At 70.2% G+C, this 14,100-nt stretch carries 17 protein-coding genes; 8 read left to right on the top strand and 9 right to left on the bottom strand.

Going from position 1 to position 14,100, the window contains the following annotated elements:
* The first annotated feature begins 4 nt into the window (after window positions 1–4).
* From HEP74_RS19180 to HEP74_RS19165, 4 genes are read left to right on the top strand one after another with little or no spacing between them, the layout of a single operon-like run.
* Window positions 5–1,525: a TIGR04222 domain-containing membrane protein gene (locus HEP74_RS19180; RefSeq protein ID WP_185814220.1), complete on the top strand. Its 1,521-nt coding sequence runs from the start codon at window positions 5–7 to the stop codon at window positions 1,523–1,525.
* Window positions 1,525–2,178: a CDP-alcohol phosphatidyltransferase family protein gene (locus HEP74_RS19175; protein WP_185814219.1), complete on the top strand. Its 654-nt coding sequence runs from the start codon at window positions 1,525–1,527 to the stop codon at window positions 2,176–2,178. Before HEP74_RS19180 ends, HEP74_RS19175 begins: the two co-directional genes overlap by 1 nt.
* Window positions 2,175–2,807, top strand: a complete 633-nt coding sequence (locus tag HEP74_RS19170; RefSeq protein ID WP_185814218.1) for a lysophospholipid acyltransferase family protein — start codon at window positions 2,175–2,177, stop codon at window positions 2,805–2,807. Before HEP74_RS19175 ends, HEP74_RS19170 begins: the two co-directional genes overlap by 4 nt.
* On the top strand, window positions 2,804–3,778 hold the full coding sequence (locus HEP74_RS19165; RefSeq protein WP_185814217.1) for a phosphatidate cytidylyltransferase: 975 nt from the start codon (window positions 2,804–2,806) through the stop codon (window positions 3,776–3,778). Before HEP74_RS19170 ends, HEP74_RS19165 begins: the two co-directional genes overlap by 4 nt.
* Before the next feature lie 291 nt (window positions 3,779–4,069).
* Here HEP74_RS19165 and fis read toward each other — a convergent pair whose 3' ends face one another.
* The 3 genes from fis to HEP74_RS19150 all read right to left on the bottom strand — a co-directional run bounded on the left by fis (window position 4,070) and on the right by HEP74_RS19150 (window position 5,913).
* A complete protein-coding gene (fis, locus tag HEP74_RS19160; RefSeq protein WP_185814216.1) occupies window positions 4,070–4,342 on the bottom strand; it encodes a DNA-binding transcriptional regulator Fis in 273 nt (90 codons plus the stop codon).
* A 115-nt stretch (window positions 4,343–4,457) separates the two neighbouring features.
* Complete coding sequence (locus tag HEP74_RS21965; protein ID WP_255427800.1) at window positions 4,458–5,372, bottom strand: DUF3426 domain-containing protein; 915 nt, start codon at window positions 5,370–5,372, stop codon at window positions 4,458–4,460.
* Window positions 5,373–5,544: 172 nt separating this feature from the next.
* Window positions 5,545–5,913 carry a helix-turn-helix transcriptional regulator gene (locus tag HEP74_RS19150; RefSeq protein ID WP_185814215.1) on the bottom strand — a complete coding sequence of 123 codons (369 nt, stop codon included), beginning with the start codon at window positions 5,911–5,913 and terminating at the stop codon, window positions 5,545–5,547.
* Between the two features lie 186 nt (window positions 5,914–6,099).
* On the opposite strand from HEP74_RS19150, the gene HEP74_RS19145 reads away from it, so the two are divergent.
* Window positions 6,100–6,567 carry a hypothetical protein gene (locus HEP74_RS19145; protein ID WP_185814214.1) on the top strand — a complete coding sequence of 156 codons (468 nt, stop codon included), beginning with the start codon at window positions 6,100–6,102 and terminating at the stop codon, window positions 6,565–6,567.
* Window positions 6,568–6,615: 48 nt separating this feature from the next.
* On the opposite strand, the gene prmA is transcribed toward HEP74_RS19145, so the two are convergent.
* Window positions 6,616–7,536 carry a 50S ribosomal protein L11 methyltransferase gene (gene prmA / locus HEP74_RS19140; protein ID WP_185814213.1) on the bottom strand — a complete coding sequence of 307 codons (921 nt, stop codon included), beginning with the start codon at window positions 7,534–7,536 and terminating at the stop codon, window positions 6,616–6,618.
* A 205-nt stretch (window positions 7,537–7,741) separates the two neighbouring features.
* On the opposite strand from prmA, the gene HEP74_RS19135 reads away from it, so the two are divergent.
* Entirely contained in the window at window positions 7,742–8,686 is a 945-nt protein-coding gene (locus HEP74_RS19135) for a hypothetical protein (RefSeq protein WP_185814212.1), read from the top strand.
* Window positions 8,683–9,036 (top strand): hypothetical protein, encoded by a 354-nt coding sequence (locus HEP74_RS19130; protein ID WP_185814211.1) that lies wholly within the window; start codon window positions 8,683–8,685, stop codon window positions 9,034–9,036. Before HEP74_RS19135 ends, HEP74_RS19130 begins: the two co-directional genes overlap by 4 nt.
* A 106-nt stretch (window positions 9,037–9,142) precedes the next feature.
* On the opposite strand, the gene HEP74_RS19125 is transcribed toward HEP74_RS19130, so the two are convergent.
* Window positions 9,143–9,886, bottom strand: coding sequence for an SDR family oxidoreductase (locus HEP74_RS19125; RefSeq protein ID WP_185814210.1), 744 nt, complete (start codon window positions 9,884–9,886; stop codon window positions 9,143–9,145).
* A 100-nt stretch (window positions 9,887–9,986) separates the two neighbouring features.
* Between HEP74_RS19125 and HEP74_RS19120 the strand changes: the two genes are divergently transcribed.
* Entirely contained in the window at window positions 9,987–10,877 is an 891-nt protein-coding gene (locus HEP74_RS19120) for an AraC family transcriptional regulator (protein ID WP_185814209.1), read from the top strand.
* A gap of 229 nt (window positions 10,878–11,106) precedes the next feature.
* Here HEP74_RS19120 and accC read toward each other — a convergent pair whose 3' ends face one another.
* From accC to aroQ, 4 genes are all read right to left on the bottom strand, one after another.
* Window positions 11,107–12,474 carry an acetyl-CoA carboxylase biotin carboxylase subunit gene (accC, locus tag HEP74_RS19115; RefSeq protein WP_185814208.1) on the bottom strand — a complete coding sequence of 456 codons (1,368 nt, stop codon included), beginning with the start codon at window positions 12,472–12,474 and terminating at the stop codon, window positions 11,107–11,109.
* A complete protein-coding gene (locus HEP74_RS19110; protein ID WP_185814207.1) occupies window positions 12,464–12,898 on the bottom strand; it encodes a four helix bundle protein in 435 nt (144 codons plus the stop codon). Before HEP74_RS19110 ends, accC begins: the two co-directional genes overlap by 11 nt.
* Before the next feature lie 20 nt (window positions 12,899–12,918).
* Complete coding sequence (gene accB / locus HEP74_RS19105; protein WP_185814206.1) at window positions 12,919–13,398, bottom strand: acetyl-CoA carboxylase biotin carboxyl carrier protein; 480 nt, start codon at window positions 13,396–13,398, stop codon at window positions 12,919–12,921.
* A 105-nt stretch (window positions 13,399–13,503) separates the two neighbouring features.
* Window positions 13,504–13,950, bottom strand: coding sequence for a type II 3-dehydroquinate dehydratase (aroQ, locus tag HEP74_RS19100; RefSeq protein ID WP_185814205.1), 447 nt, complete (start codon window positions 13,948–13,950; stop codon window positions 13,504–13,506).
* Window positions 13,951–14,100 lie beyond the last annotated feature (150 nt).

The raw sequence follows: 14,100 nt of genomic DNA, 5'->3' as shown, positions 1-14,100 counted from the left end.
GGCCATGACCACATCCGCCGATCCGGCGCCGCTGCACGACGCCGATGCCGCGCAACAGGCGCTGTGGCAGCGCCTGCAGGCCTACCGTTTCGGCGAGGAGGACGACGCGTTGCCGGTATTCGTGCGCCGCGTGGCCAAGGAAGCCAAGGTCTCCCTGGCCGAAGCCGCGCAGGCGGTGGAGGAATACCGACGCTTCTGCTTCCTGGCCTGCAGCAGCGCCGACGCCGAGGTCACGCCCAGCACGCTGATCGACCAGGTCTGGCATACCCACCTCACCGATACCCACGAATACTGGCAGCGCTTCTGCCCGCAGGTGTTGCAGACCACGCTGCACCATCGGCCCGGGCGCGGCGACGCCGCCGACGCCGATCGCCACGCGCTGCAGTACCGGACCACCCTGGCGCGCTACCGCCGCCATTTCGGCGATCCGCCGGCGGCGTGCTGGCCAGCGCCGGGCGATACGACAGCGCCGCCACCGCGGCTGCGCAGCGATGTCGCGGCGCGGCGTTGGCCGATGCCACGCGAGGGTGGCAAAGCGCTGTGGCTGTGGCTGTGGTTGCTGGCGACGCTGCTGCTGGGCGGGTGGCTGAGTTCGATCAACCCCGCCGCGTCGCCGTTGCACTGGCGCGGCGGTTCGTTCCTGCTGCTGTTCCTGGTGGCGATCGGGCTGGCCTGCGCATCGGCCGCGCGGCTGCGGCGCGCGGTGCGCGGCCTCGGCCAGCAGCGCGCGGTCCGGCAGGTGGACAACGCCGAACTGGCGTTCCTGGCCGGCGGCAGCGAGCGCGTGGCGGACATGCAACTGGCCTTGCTGCTGGCGTGCGACGCAGTGCAGTTGCAGCTGGCGCCGTCGAGCCTGCGTGGCAGCCATCGCGACGCGGCCCAGCTGCAGGTCACGGACGCTGCAGTGCCGGCGGCGCTGCAGCGCGCGCTGCTGCTGGTGCGCGCCAACCCGAAATTGCCGCTGGCGCTGCAGGCATTGCGCGACGATGCGTTGCCGCTGCACGAGGCGTTGATCGGCAAGCGCCTGTTGCTCGGCCGCGGCCAGGCCTGGTGCGCGCGTCTGCTCGGCGCCGCGCCGCTGCTGGCGCTGTGGATCGCCGGCGCGCTGAAGATCGACATCGGCCTGCAGTTGCAGCGCCCGGTCGGCTTCCTGGTCGCGGCGATGGTGCTGGTGACGATGCTCGCGCTCGGCTTCCTGTTGACGCCGCCGCGGCGCAGCGTCGCCGGCGAGCGCTTGCTCGCCGAGCGCGACAAGGCATGGCGCGCAGGCGCCGGAGCGGCGCCCGCGCCACAGGCGTTGCACCTGGCATCGCCCCTGGCCCTGGCCGGCACCGGCGTGCTGCTGGGGACGCCATGGGTGGACTACCACGCGTTGCGTACGCCGATCGTCGCCAGCAGCGGCAACGGTAGCGGCAGCAGCTGCACCAGCACCAGCAGCTGCACCAGCGGCAGCAGCGGCGATGGAGGCGGCGGCAGCAGTTGCAGCAGCGGTTGCGGCGGTTGCGGCGGCGGAGGCGGCGACTGATGGCACGACCGACGATCAGCGAACGCCGCGCGCAGTGGCGCGCGCGCCTGGCGACGGCGCTGCGCGCCCGCGGCGCCACCCCCAATGGCCTGTCCTGGACCGCCACCGGCTTCGCCGCGCTGGCGGCGCTGATGTTCTATTGCGCCTGGCGCGAGCCGCCGCGCGATGCGGCCGGCTTGCTGCTGCTGGCCGCGCTCGCCCTGCAAGGCCGATTGCTGTGCAACCGCCTGGACGGGCTGATGGCGCGGCAGGCGCAGATGATCGGCCGCGCCGGCGAGGTCTACAACGAAGCGCCGGACCGGCTGTCCGATGTCGTGGTGTGCCTGGGCGTGGGCTACGGCCTGCAGCACGTGCTGAGTTGGGGCGCCGAGTTGGGCTGGGCCGCGGCCCTGCTGTGCGTGGGCACCGCCTACGTGCGCATGCTCGGCCTGGCCTGCGGCGTCAGCGAGCCGGTGCAGGGTCCGATGGCGCGCGTGCAGCGCATGCGCTGGCTGTCGCTGGCCGCGTTGCTGGCGGCCGTCGCGCTGCTGCTGCAATACACGGCCGTCGCCGAAATGATTCTGGTCGCGACCATGGCGCTGCTGATCGGCGGCGCGGCCTTGACCATCGTGATGCGTCTGCGCGCCATCGTGCGCGAACTGGAGTGGACATGATCGAGCGCCTGATCGCCCGCGGCTGCAGTGCCGCGATCCGCATCCTGACCGGCGCGCGAGCGTTCTGGCGCGGCTGCATTCCCTCCAGCGAGCGCCGCGTGTACTACGGCAACCACGCCAGCCACGGCGACTTCGTGCTGATCTGGTCGTCGTTGCCGGCGGCGCTGCGGCGCGAGGTGCGGCCGGTGGCCGCGGCCGAGTACTGGCAGCGCGACGCGCTGCGCCGCTACCTGATCCACTCGGTGTTCAACGGCGTGCTGATCGAGCGCGAGGCCGCGCAGCGCAGCCGCGATCCGATCGAGTGCCTGTGCGAGGCGGTCGATGGCGGCGGTTCGTTGATCCTGTTCCCGGAAGGCACGCGCAACACCGAGGAAGGCGTGCTGCCGTTCAAGAGCGGCATCTACCACCTGGCGCGGCACCGCCCGGAACTGGAATTCGTGCCGGTGTGGATCGACAACCTCAAGCGGGTGATGCCCAAGGGCAAGTGGCTGCCGCTGCCGTTGCTGTGCACCACCACCTTCGGCGAGCCGTTGCGGCTGGGCGCCGGCGAGGACAAGCAGGCGTTCCTGGAGCGCACGCGGGCGGCGCTGTTGGCGCTGTCGCCGGAACAGATGGAGGCCGCACGATGAGCGCGATCGCCTTCAGCGACCACCTGCAGCAATCTTCGCTGCGGCAGCAGACCATCTGGCTGTTCCTCGGCATCGCCGCGGTGCTGCTGCTGGCCACGTTGATTTCCGAAACGCTGCGCTGGCGCGCGCGCGGGCGCCCCAGTGCGGTGCTCGACAACCTGGTGGCGCGGATCCGCGCGTGGTGGGTGATGGCCGCGGTGGTGGCGCTGGCGTTCGTGTTCGGACGCATCGGCGTGATCGTGCTGTTCGCGCTGGTGTCGCTGTTCGCGCTGCGCGAGTTCATCACCCTGGCGCCGACCCGGCGCGGCGACTACTACGCGCTGCTGGTGGCGTTCTACATCGTGCTGCCGTGGCAATACTGGCTGGTGTGGAGCGGCTGGTACGGGCTGTACACGCTGCTGATCCCGGTCTACGCGTTCCTGGTGCTGCCGATCCTGGCCACCATCGGCGGCGACACCACGCGCTACCTGGAGCGCACCGCGAAAGTGCAGTGGGGGCTGATGATCTGCGTGTTCTGCATCTCGCACGTGCCGGCGCTGCTGAACCTGGAGATCCCCGGCTACGAAGGCCGCAACCTGCTGCTGTTCGCGTTCCTGGTGATCGTGGTGCAGTCCTCGGACGTGCTGCAGTACGTGTGGGGCAAGTTGATCGGCAGGCACCTGATCGCGCCGAAGCTGTCGCCGTCCAAGACCGTGGAAGGCTTCGTCGGCGGCATCCTGTCGGCCAGCGCGCTGGGCGCGGCGCTGTGGTGGATCACCCCGTTCTCGCCGCTGCAGGCGTTCGCGCTGGCGCTGGTGGCCAACCTGATGGGCTTCTTCGGCGGTCTGGTGATGTCGGCGATCAAGCGCGACCGCGGCATCAAGGACTGGGGCCACATGATCGAAGGCCACGGCGGCGTGCTCGACCGGCTGGACTCGGTGTGCTTCGCCGCGCCGGTGTTCTTCCACCTGATCCGCTATGGGTGGGTGTGAGGGGCCGGGATGACCAGCCATGCGGCTGTGGAAAAGCGGGGGATTGGGGATTCGCGCGAGCGACCGCTTTCTGTAGGAGCGGCTTCAGCCGCGACGCGTTACCGGTAAGGCGTCGCGGCTGAAGCCGCTCCTACACAAAAGCGCCCGGGCTGAAATAAAAAAGCTGCCTTTTCTGCAGAAAGGGCGGCTTTTTCTCGGGTCGCTTGACGATTTGCATGAGGAGGCGATTCTGCAGTCCCGAGTCCCGAGTCCCGAGTCCCGAGTCCCGAGTCCCGAGTCCCGAGTCCCGCCTCAAGCCAACCCGTATTCCTTCAACTTCTTGCGCAGCGTGGCGCGATGGATGCCCAGCATCGCCGCGGCGCGGCTCTGGTTGCCTTCGCAGTGGTTGAGCACTTCCACGAACAACGGGATCTCCATCTCGCGCAGCACGATCTCGTACACATCGTCGGCGTCGCAGCCATCGAGGTCGCGCAGGTAGCGGCGCACGGACTGCGCCACGTGTTCGCGCAGCGTCGGCTTCGGCGCGCCGCGACTGGAGTCAGGACGAGTGGTGGCAGCGTTCAAGTTCGGCGGGTCCCCGGATGACGTCGGCGCCGGAAGGTTGGAGGGCCGGCGCGGGGGGACGAGTCTAGCGCGTGGCCTGCCTCGCTGCCATGCCGGATCGTGGTGTCACAGCGTTTCAGTGGAAGTCGAAACTGAATGCAGCGGTTCCCGCGGCCGGTTCGCGCACCTGGAACGCCACCTGCGCGCTCTGTCCGGGTGCCAGCGTCGCCGTATCCGGGCGGGTGCGGCCCAGGTACTCCTCCGGGCGCAGCACGCGGCTGCCGATGGTGCGGCCGTCGGCGTCGGCCAGCGACAGCTGCAGCAGCGGCCAGGCCTGCGCCCAGCGCGCGTCGTTGCGGAAGGTGGCCTGGATCTGCAGGGTGCCGGCGCGGCCGGGCAGCGGCCGCACCTCACGGCTGAGCATGGTGAACGCGCTCGGCTCGCGCCACGGCGGCAGGCTGCAGCGCAGCGCCTGGCACACGCCGGCCACCCACGGTCGCCAGCGCACGTCGGCGCCCAGCCGTTGCCGGTCGGCGACCAGGATCTGCAGCGCCAGCAGCAGGCCCAGCCCGACCAGCGCGATCCACTGCCAGGGCGCGGCGCGCAGTACCGGCCGGCGTGGCGCGCTGGGCTGCATGAAACTGGGCGCGGCGCTGGTGGTGGCGATCGCTGCTGTGGCAAGTTCCGGTTCCTGCTCCGGCGGCGGCGCCAGCGCCGGTTCCAGCACCGGCTCCGGTTCGGACTGCGGTTCGAGTCCGGCAGGCGCGATCGACTCGCCGGTCGCCGCGGCGGGCGGCGTTGCGGCGACTCCGGCGGCGCGCGAGGCGTCCGCCTCCGACATCGACGCCGGCTCGGACTCCGGCGCGCCGGGGGCATCGGCACGCGGCGCCGCGCCGTTACCGGTATCGCCCGTCTCGGCGGGGCCGGCCGCCGCGTCCGCAGCGGGACCTGCCGTCTCGGCGGCATCGGCCTGTTCCGGCACCGGCTGCTGGGGCTGGGGCTGGCGCAGCAAGGTCGCCAGGCTGGGACGGGGCGGGGTGGGATCGGGCATGCGTGCAGGCGACGGCGGCAACGAGACCCCTATTCAAGCACGCGCGGGAGCGAGCTGCAGTGCGCTCGTGGCCTTCGTGGGCTTCTGTAGGAGCGGCTTCAGCCGCGACAGGCACCTTCGGTAAGTTCCTGTCGCGGCTGAAGCCGCTCCTACAGGGACATCGGATCCCTGCTCAGCGCCGGTGCTTGCCGGTGCCGATCAGGTCCAGCAGGCCGGCGCGCTGGCGGGGACTCAGGGTCTCGAAGCTGTCGAGCAGGCGCGCCTGCTGGTCGGACAGCTGCCGGTAGTGCGCGGCTTCCTCGGCGACGGACAGCGGTTCGCCGAACACGCGTTCGCCGCGGCCGGTGGCCAGGTATTCGAAGGTCAGCCCGCTGCGGCGGGCCAGGGCGATCAGGTGCTCCACCGCCGGCGCGGTGCCGTCGGCCATCTCCCACTGCGCCACGGCGCTGCGGGTCACCGACAGGTCCAGCGCGAGCGCTTCCTGGGTGAGACCGGTCAGCTTGCGCGCTTCGCGCACCCGTTCGTACAGCCTGCTGTTCACACTCACCTCCGCGGGGGAGGCGAGATATAGCCGCGCCGACTGGGAAAGTTGGTTCGTACGGCTTTCAATGTGGGCTTTGTTGTTGATACTGTCGTCGGCGATGGCTGTGCGCAGTGAAGACGCCGCATCGTTTGCGCCGTCTCTGCCGCCGCCGCCCGACCCGCTGCCATGGACCAGGACGCGCCGATGCACACGCAGGATGCCCCGCTGCAGGATGCCCACCGCTCTCGTTTCGCGATCGCCCCGCTGCGCACGCACAGCCGCCCGCGGCCGCCGCCGGGGATCGGCGCGCACCGCTACCGGATCTGGGCCGATGCCGGCGACGGCCGCTGCGCGGTCAGGCAGGGCTGGTCGTGGCAGGTGTTCGCGCTGCCGTATCCGCCCGCGCCGCCGTCGCGGGCGCCGGCGCTGCTATGGCTGCTGGTGCACGCCGCGGGCTGGCTGGCGCTGGTGCAGACCCTGGGCGCATCGGCACTGATCGGCGTGCTGCTGGAACTGGCCTGGCGGCTGCCGCGGGCGCGGCGCGGCCATCGCTGGCACGAGCGCCGCCTGCGCGCGCAGGGCTGGCGGCCGCGGACCCGGGTGCTGGCGATCCATGCCGAGGCGGCGTTGCTGACCGCGGCGATCCGCAGCCTGGCCGCAGGCCGCGGGTGAGTGCTGGATCCGGCGCGAGCGCGTGAGCGGACCCGCCGGTCCGCGAACTCAGGCGCTACGCACGCCGTCGATGCGCATCCAGTCGCCGTCCTGTTCGCTGCGCAGCTGCTCGAACCACGGTGCGTAGCGCTGCAACAGCTCCTGTTCCTGGCCATGCAGGATCCCCGACAGGGCGATGCGCCCGCCCGGCGCGACGCGTTCGGCCAGGGTCGGCGCCAGCGCGTCCAGCGCCGAGGCCAGGATGTTGGCGACCACCACCGGATAGGTGGCCGCCGGCTCGTCGGCCGGCAGGTGCACCGTCAGGCGCGCGCCGACGTCATTGCGCTCGGCGTTGTCGTGCGTGGCCAGCAGCGCCTGCGGGTCGTTGTCCACGCCCACCGCCGCCGCCGCGCCCAGCTTCAGCGCGGCCAGCGCCAGGATCCCGGAGCCGCAGCCGAAGTCGAGCACGCGCGCCTGCGCCAGCGCGCCGTCGGCGGCCAGGGCATCGAGCCAGCGCAGGCACAGCGCGGTGGTCGGGTGGGTGCCGGAACCGAACGCCAGGCCCGGGTCCAGCCGCACCACCGCGGCATCGGCGCCGCGCGCGTCCTCGGGCAGGTCGTGGTTCCACGGCACGATGAAGGTGCGCGTGCCGAAGCGCATCGGCTGGAACTGGTCCAGCCAGGCGCGTTCCCAGTCCTGGTCGTCGACCTTGCGGAACGTGGCCTGGGCCCAGTCCAGGCCCGGATCGAACGCTTCCAGCGCGGCCAGCAGCAGCAACGCGTCCTGCTCGGCGGGGAACAGCGCGCTGAGCACCAGCGTGCCCCACAGCGGGGTCTCGCCGACCCCTGGTTCCAGGATCGCGCGCTCGTTGCTGGTGTCGGCCTCGGCGTCGAGCAGGGTGACCGCCAGCGCGCCGACGTCCTCCAGCGCGTTCTCGTAGCGGGGCTGGGTGGCATCGGTGCAGCGCACAGTCAGTTCGAGGAACGGCATCGGTCGGGCACAAGGAGGAATGACCGCGCATCTTAGACGACCGCCGCGGCGGCCCGAACCGGCGCCGGTCGCGCGCGCCGTGACCGCGGCCGCCATTGTCTGCCGTGGCCCGCCATCGGCTGCGTTAGACTGCGACATTGCGGCGGCCCCCGGTTCCAGCGGACGCGGCCGCGCTCCTCGCCTGCTGCCCCGATCGACTACGCGCATGCCCTTCGCCGTGTCCCGCAAAACCTGGCTGTTGCTGGCGCCCGCTGCGCTGCTGCTGGGCGTGGTCGGCTATCGCGCGCTGCTGCTGCTGGCGGCGGCGCCGGCGCTGCCGGTGACCGCGGGTGCCGCTGTGGCCACCCCGGTCATCGCGGACGTGTCGGGGCAGGACCAGCGCAGGCGCAGCTCGGTGCAGGCATTGCCGGCGGCGTCGCCCGACCGCCGCACCGCGCTGGAACGCAGCCCCGACCTGTACCGCACCGCGCAGCAACTGTCCGCCGCCGCCGCGCAGGGCGATGCCGATGCGTCCTGGCTGCTCAGCCGCATCTACGACTATTGCGCCGGTTATGCGATGAATCCGGCCGGCTATGCCGCCGACACCCGCGCGATCGATGCGGCGCAGTTGCCGACCTCGGGGCGCATGGTCGATGCGCGCGCGCGGGTCGGCCGCCGCTGCGCCGGCTTCGTGCCCGGCGACGGCCTCACCCGCCAGGCCATCGTCGCCCAGCGCGTGCAGGCCGCGCGCGGCGGCAACCTGGCCGCGGAGGCGGCGCTGCTGACGCTGGGGCAGCCGCTGCAGTCCTCGGCCGGTTACAAGCGCGACCTGGTCGAACGGGTGCGCGCCTCCGGCGATCCGGACGCCTACATGGCGCTGGCGCCGGCGATGGGCCTGGCCGCCAGCGGCGACGACAGCCTGGACGAGCGCATCGCCGGCACCGCCTTCACCGAACTGGCCTGGCAGCTGGCGGCCTGCCGGCTGGGGCTGGATTGCGGCCCGAACAGCGAGTTGATGACCCGCTATTGCGCCAACGGCGGGATCTGTTCGCAGGACCCGACCCAGGATTTCAGCAGTTTTGTTTACGACGCCGCGGTGCCGCGGCAAGGCACGGACACGATGAACGACATGGTCAACCGTCTGGTGGATACGACAGGAGCGGGCTCATGAATTACCGGCGATGGCTGCACGGCGCCAAGTTCTGGTTCTGGGTGCTGGCCCTGGTCGCCTATTCGGCGGCGGCGGCCGGCTTGCTGCTGATCGACACGGCCGAGCAGCGCTACCGCGGTCTGTCCAAGGTCGAACTGACCACCACGCACGCCGACCCGGACCTGCGCCGCGCCGGCGCCGCGCAGGTGGCGGCGATCTACCGCGCCCGCAGCGGCATGCCGTTCTCCACGCTGAGCCCGGGCAGCACCTTCCAGATCGTGTGGCCGGACGGCTCCACCGAGACGGTGATGATCGTCAGCCCGACCTCGACCCTGGGCGCCGAACCGGTGCCGGGGACGCAGGCGAAGTAGCCGGGATTTGGGATTGGGGATTGGGGATTCGCAAAGGCGAGTCTTCGGCCCCGATCTGTTGGTGCGACCCGATATTTCAGCGCATCGCGGCGGACGTGCGGCGCACCTAGCGCTGTTCGGACAGCGCCACGGCATCGGCGCCGGCCGGGAAATGCAGCCGCTCGGAAACGTCGTTGGCCGCTTCCCAGATCGCCTGGGCGACGTCGCTGGCCATGGTCACCGCCGCCGGTTGGCCCAGGTGCGAGAACACCTCGCGGGCAAAGGGCGCGTAGGCGTCCGGGATCAGGCCCTGCATGCGCTGCTGTCCGTTGGCGGTGAACTGGGTGGACGGGCCGTAGCCGGGCTCCACCAGCTTGACCCGCAGGCCGAACGCCTGCAGTTCGTGGCGCAGCGATGCGGTGAAGCCCTGCACCGCAGTCTTGCTCGCCGTGTACGCGGCCACCAGCGGGAACGGCGCCAGCGTGGCGCTGGAGGTCACGTTGACGATGACGCCCGCGCCGCGCTGGCGAAACCGGGGAATGGCGGCCTGGCACATCGCCATGACGCCGAAGGTGTTGGTCTCGAACACCTCGCGCACGGTCGCCATCGGCGTGGCCTCGAACGCGCCGAACAGCCCGATGCCGGCATTGTTGACCAGCACGTCGATGGGGCCGGCCGCCTCCAGCGCCAGCGCGATGCTGTCGGGCTGGGTCACGTCCAGCGCCAGCATGCGCAGGTCGGGCGAGGCCGGCAGCAGCGCCGGTCGGGGCTGGCGCATGGTGGCGACGACGTTCCAGCCTTGGGCCAGGAAGTGGCGCGCGGTTTCCAGGCCGTAGCCGGAGGAGCAGCCAGTGATCAGGACGGTCTTCATTGCGGTCTCCAGAAGTGAGTGGACTCGGGAGGAAACGATAGGTCAGCTGTCTCGGATGATCGATAATGCGGAATCCGTTTTGTTTTAGCGAAAGTCCGAAATGCACGATCCGCTTTCTGAGCTCGTCCGCCTGCTCCACCCCCGCGCGGTGTTCGCCAACCTGATCAGCGGCAAGGGCAACTGGGCGGTGCGCTATGCCGAGTACGGGCAGCCGGGGTTCTGCATCGTGCTGGAAGGCAGCGCCGTGCTGGCGGTGGACGGGCATCCGCCGCTCGCGATCGGCGCCGGCGATTTCGTGCTGCTGCCGACCACGCCGGCGTTCACGCTCTCCAGCCTGGTGCCGGGGCCGCCGGTGTTCATCGATCCGAAGGTCGTTCCCGGCGGGCAGGGCGAGCGGCGCCACGGCGAACCCGACGGCGCGCCGGACATGCGCTCACTGGGCGGCGCCTTCCTGTTCGACAGCGCCCATGCCGGGCTGCTGGTCTCGCTGCTGCCGGCGGTGGTCCACGTGCGCGGCGTGGGCCGGCTGATGCAACTGGTGCAGATGGTGGGAGAGGAGTACCACGACAGGAAGCCGGGCAACGACTACATGCTGTCGCGGCTGGTCGAGATGCTGCTGGTCGAGGCCATGCGCTGGACGACGGCGGGAAATGCGCCGCCGGGCCTGTTGCGCGGTCTGGGCGACGAACGGCTGGCGCCGGCGCTCACGCGGATCCATGCCCGCATCGATCACGCCTGGACCGTGGGCGAACTCGCGCAGGCGGCCGCGCTGTCGCGCTCGACGTTCTTCGACCGCTTCGCCCGCACGGTCGGCGTGCCGCCGATGGAGTACGTGCTGGCCTGGCGCATGGAGCTGGCGAAGGACCTGCTGCGGCGCGGATCGAACGTGGCCGAGGTGGCGCAACGCGTCGGCTATGGCTCGACCAGCAGCTTCAGCGTCGCCTTCAGCCGCCACGTGGGCGAAGCGCCCAGCCACTACGCCAAGCGCTGACGGAAAACGCGGCGGCGATGCCGACGGCAGGATTTTGCAACGCCATCTGCGAGCAATCCGAAGCGGCCGGATGCGATCCGCAATGTGCCGCGCAACGCGCATCCGGCGACGCTTGCCCAAGACGCGTCCTGGCAGCGACTAGAACCGGTCGCCTGCCATCACCAGGAAGGGATCGCGACCCGGACCCCGCATTTGCGAATCCCCAATCCCGAATCCCCAATCCCGGCTCTCAAACCAACGCAATCGACTTGTTCTTGCGCTCGGCCAGGCGCTTTTCCAGGTAGTGGATGTTCTGCCCGCCGGCCTGGAAGCCCTTGTCGCGCATGATCCGCTGCTGCAGCGGGATGTTGGTCTTGATCCCGTCCACCACCATCTCGCTCAGCGCCACGCGCATGCGCGCGATCGCGGTGTCGCGGTCCGGTCCGTGCACGATCAGCTTGCCGATCATCGAGTCGTAGTTCGGCGGCACCCTGTAGCCGCTGTAGATGTGCGTGTCCACGCGCACGCCGGGGCCGCCGGGCGGGTGGAAGCCGGTGATCAGGCCCGGGTTGGGCATGAAGGTTTCCGGGTCCTCGGCGTTGATGCGGCACTCGATCGCATGGCCGCGCAGCACGATGTCGCTCTGCTTGATGCTCAGCTTGTGGCCGGCGGCGATGCGCAGCTGTTCGCAGACCAGGTCGATGCCGGTGATGCGCTCGGTGACCGGGTGCTCGACCTGGATGCGCGTGTTCATTTCGATGAAGTAGAAACGACCGTCCTCGAACAGGAATTCGAAGGTGCCGGCGCCGCGGTAGCCGATGCGCACGCAGGCATCTACGCAGACCTTGCCGATCTCGCTGCGCAGCTGCTCGGTGATGCCGGGCGCGGGCGCTTCTTCGACCACCTTCTGGTGGCGGCGCTGCATCGAGCAGTCGCGCTCGCCCAGGTGGATGGCGTTGCCCTGGCCGTCGGCCAGCACCTGGATCTCCACGTGGCGCGGATTCTCCAGGAACTTCTCCATGTACACCTGGTCGTTGCTGAAAGCGGCCTTGGCCTCGGACTTGGTGGTCTCGATCGCCGCCTTCAGCGCCGCCTCCGAATGCACTACGCGCATGCCGCGGCCGCCGCCGCCGCCGGCCGCCTTGATGATCACCGGGTAGCCGATCTCGCGCGCGACCTTGGTGTTGGCGACGATGTCGTCGCCCAACGGGCCGCCCGAGCCGGGCACGCACGGCACGCCGGCGGCCTTCATCGCGCGGATCGCCTCGACCTTGTCGCCCATCAGGCGGATGGTGTCGGCCTTGGGCCCGATGAAGATGAAACCGGACTGTTCCACGCGCTCGGCGAAGTCGGCGTTCTCCGACAGGAAACCGTAGCCGGGATGGATGGCCTGCGCGTCGGTGACCTCGGCCGCGGCGATCAGCGCCGGGATGTTGAGGTAGCTCTCGGCCGAGGACGCCGGGCCGATGCACACCGACTCGTCGGCCATGGCCACGTGCTTGAGGTTGCGGTCGACGGTGGAATGCACCGCGACCGTGCGGATGCCGAGCGTATGGCACGCGCGCAGGATGCGCAGTGCGATTTCGCCGCGATTGGCGATGACGACTTTATCGAGCATGGGATTCGGGATTCGAGATTGGAGATTCGTAGAGGGCGCCGGGCTCGCGCAGATGTCGCGAATCGTCCAGCGTGCGGATCAATGCGTTGAGCCTGGAAAAGGTGCGGTTCAAGAGATCGAGGGTTGCCGCGTCCGGCGAACCGAACTGCAGCCGTGTCGCGATCTGCATCTGCGTATCCAATTCGGCCAGCGAGCCTCGCGCCATCGACAGATAGCGCAGGTACTCGGCAGTGGACCGCCGCGCGGCGCCCTCCGCGATGTTGGAGGGAACGCTGATCGCCGCGCGCCGCATCTGTGCGGTCAGTCCAAAGCGTTCGGCATCGGGGAAGTTCTGGGTGAGATGGTAGATCGCTTCGACCAACGCCATCGCATCGCGCCACACCGTGAGGCGCTCGTGCGGCCGCTGTTGCGAATCCCAAATCACGAATCCCCAATCCCGGCCGCTCAGCCAATCACAAACAACGGCTGATCGAACTCCACCGGCACGCCGCTGTCGCTGAGGATCGCGACGATGGTGCCGGAGACGTCGGCTTCGATCGGGTTGAACATCTTCATCGCCTCGATGATCGCCAGGGTCTCGCCGGCCTTGACCGCCTGGCCGACCGTGACGAAGGCCGGCTTGTCCGGCGACGGCGAGGTGTAGAAGGTGCCGACCATCGGCGCGCGCAGCACGTGGCCCTCGGGCAGGGCGTTGCCGGGCTTGGCGGTGCCGCCGGTGGAGGCCTCGGTGGGCGAGCTCATCGGCATCGGCGCGGCCGCAGGCGGCGCGGCGACGGGGGCCGGGGCGTACTGCGGGGCGCTGGCGATCATGCCCTTGGGCGTACGCGCAAGGCGCACGCTTTCCTCGCCTTCCTTGATCTCGATCTCGGCGAGATTGGACTCTTCCAGCAGGTCGATCAGCTTCTTGATTTTACGGAGATCCATAACGGCCTCTTGAGGTGAATCGGGAAATGACCGGGCACGCGGCCCGGCGAACACGGAGAGGGTGGCGCAGCGCTGCGCGACGCGCGCTGAAGCCGGGAGTGCCGCTCATGCGCCGGCTCCCAGCCGGGCCAGCGCCGCGTCCATCGCGTAGCGGTAGCTGTCGGCGCCGAAGCCGCAGATCACGCCGAGCGCGTGGTCGCTGAAATAGCTGTGGTGGCGGAACGGCTCGCGGCTGTGCGGGTTGGACAGGTGGATCTCGATGAACGGGATCGCCACCGCCGCCAACGCGTCGCGCAGCGCCACCGAGGTGTGGGTGAACGCGGCCGGGTTGATCAGGATGAAGGCAGTACCGTCGCCGCGCGCGGCCTGCACCCGCTCCACCAGCACGTGCTCGGCGTTGGACTGCAGGCTGTCCAGCTGGTGCCCGGCGGCCGTGGCCTGCGCGAGCAGCGCCGCATCGATCTGCGCCAGCGTCGTGTGCCCATAGACCCCCGGCTCGCGGGTGCCGAGCAGGTTGAGGTTGGGGCCATGCAACAGCAGCAGTCGCGCCATGGAAGACAAAGCATCGGAAAGGGCGGCAGTCTGCGCGAAGCCGGGATTACTGTCCAGTTCGGCGAAGTTGCGCGTGTTTTAAACGGATGTTTGGTTCTGCGGCGTGCGGCGCGGGCAGTGCAAGGCGCGAGGCGGCTTGGTCGCAGTTGC

It is taken from the genome of Xanthomonas sp. SS, from assembly GCF_014236835.1.
Taxonomy (GTDB): domain Bacteria; phylum Pseudomonadota; class Gammaproteobacteria; order Xanthomonadales; family Xanthomonadaceae; genus Xanthomonas_A.
The sequence above is the reverse complement of the archived record's forward strand: the minus strand, read 5'-3'. Positions and strand labels throughout refer to the sequence as shown.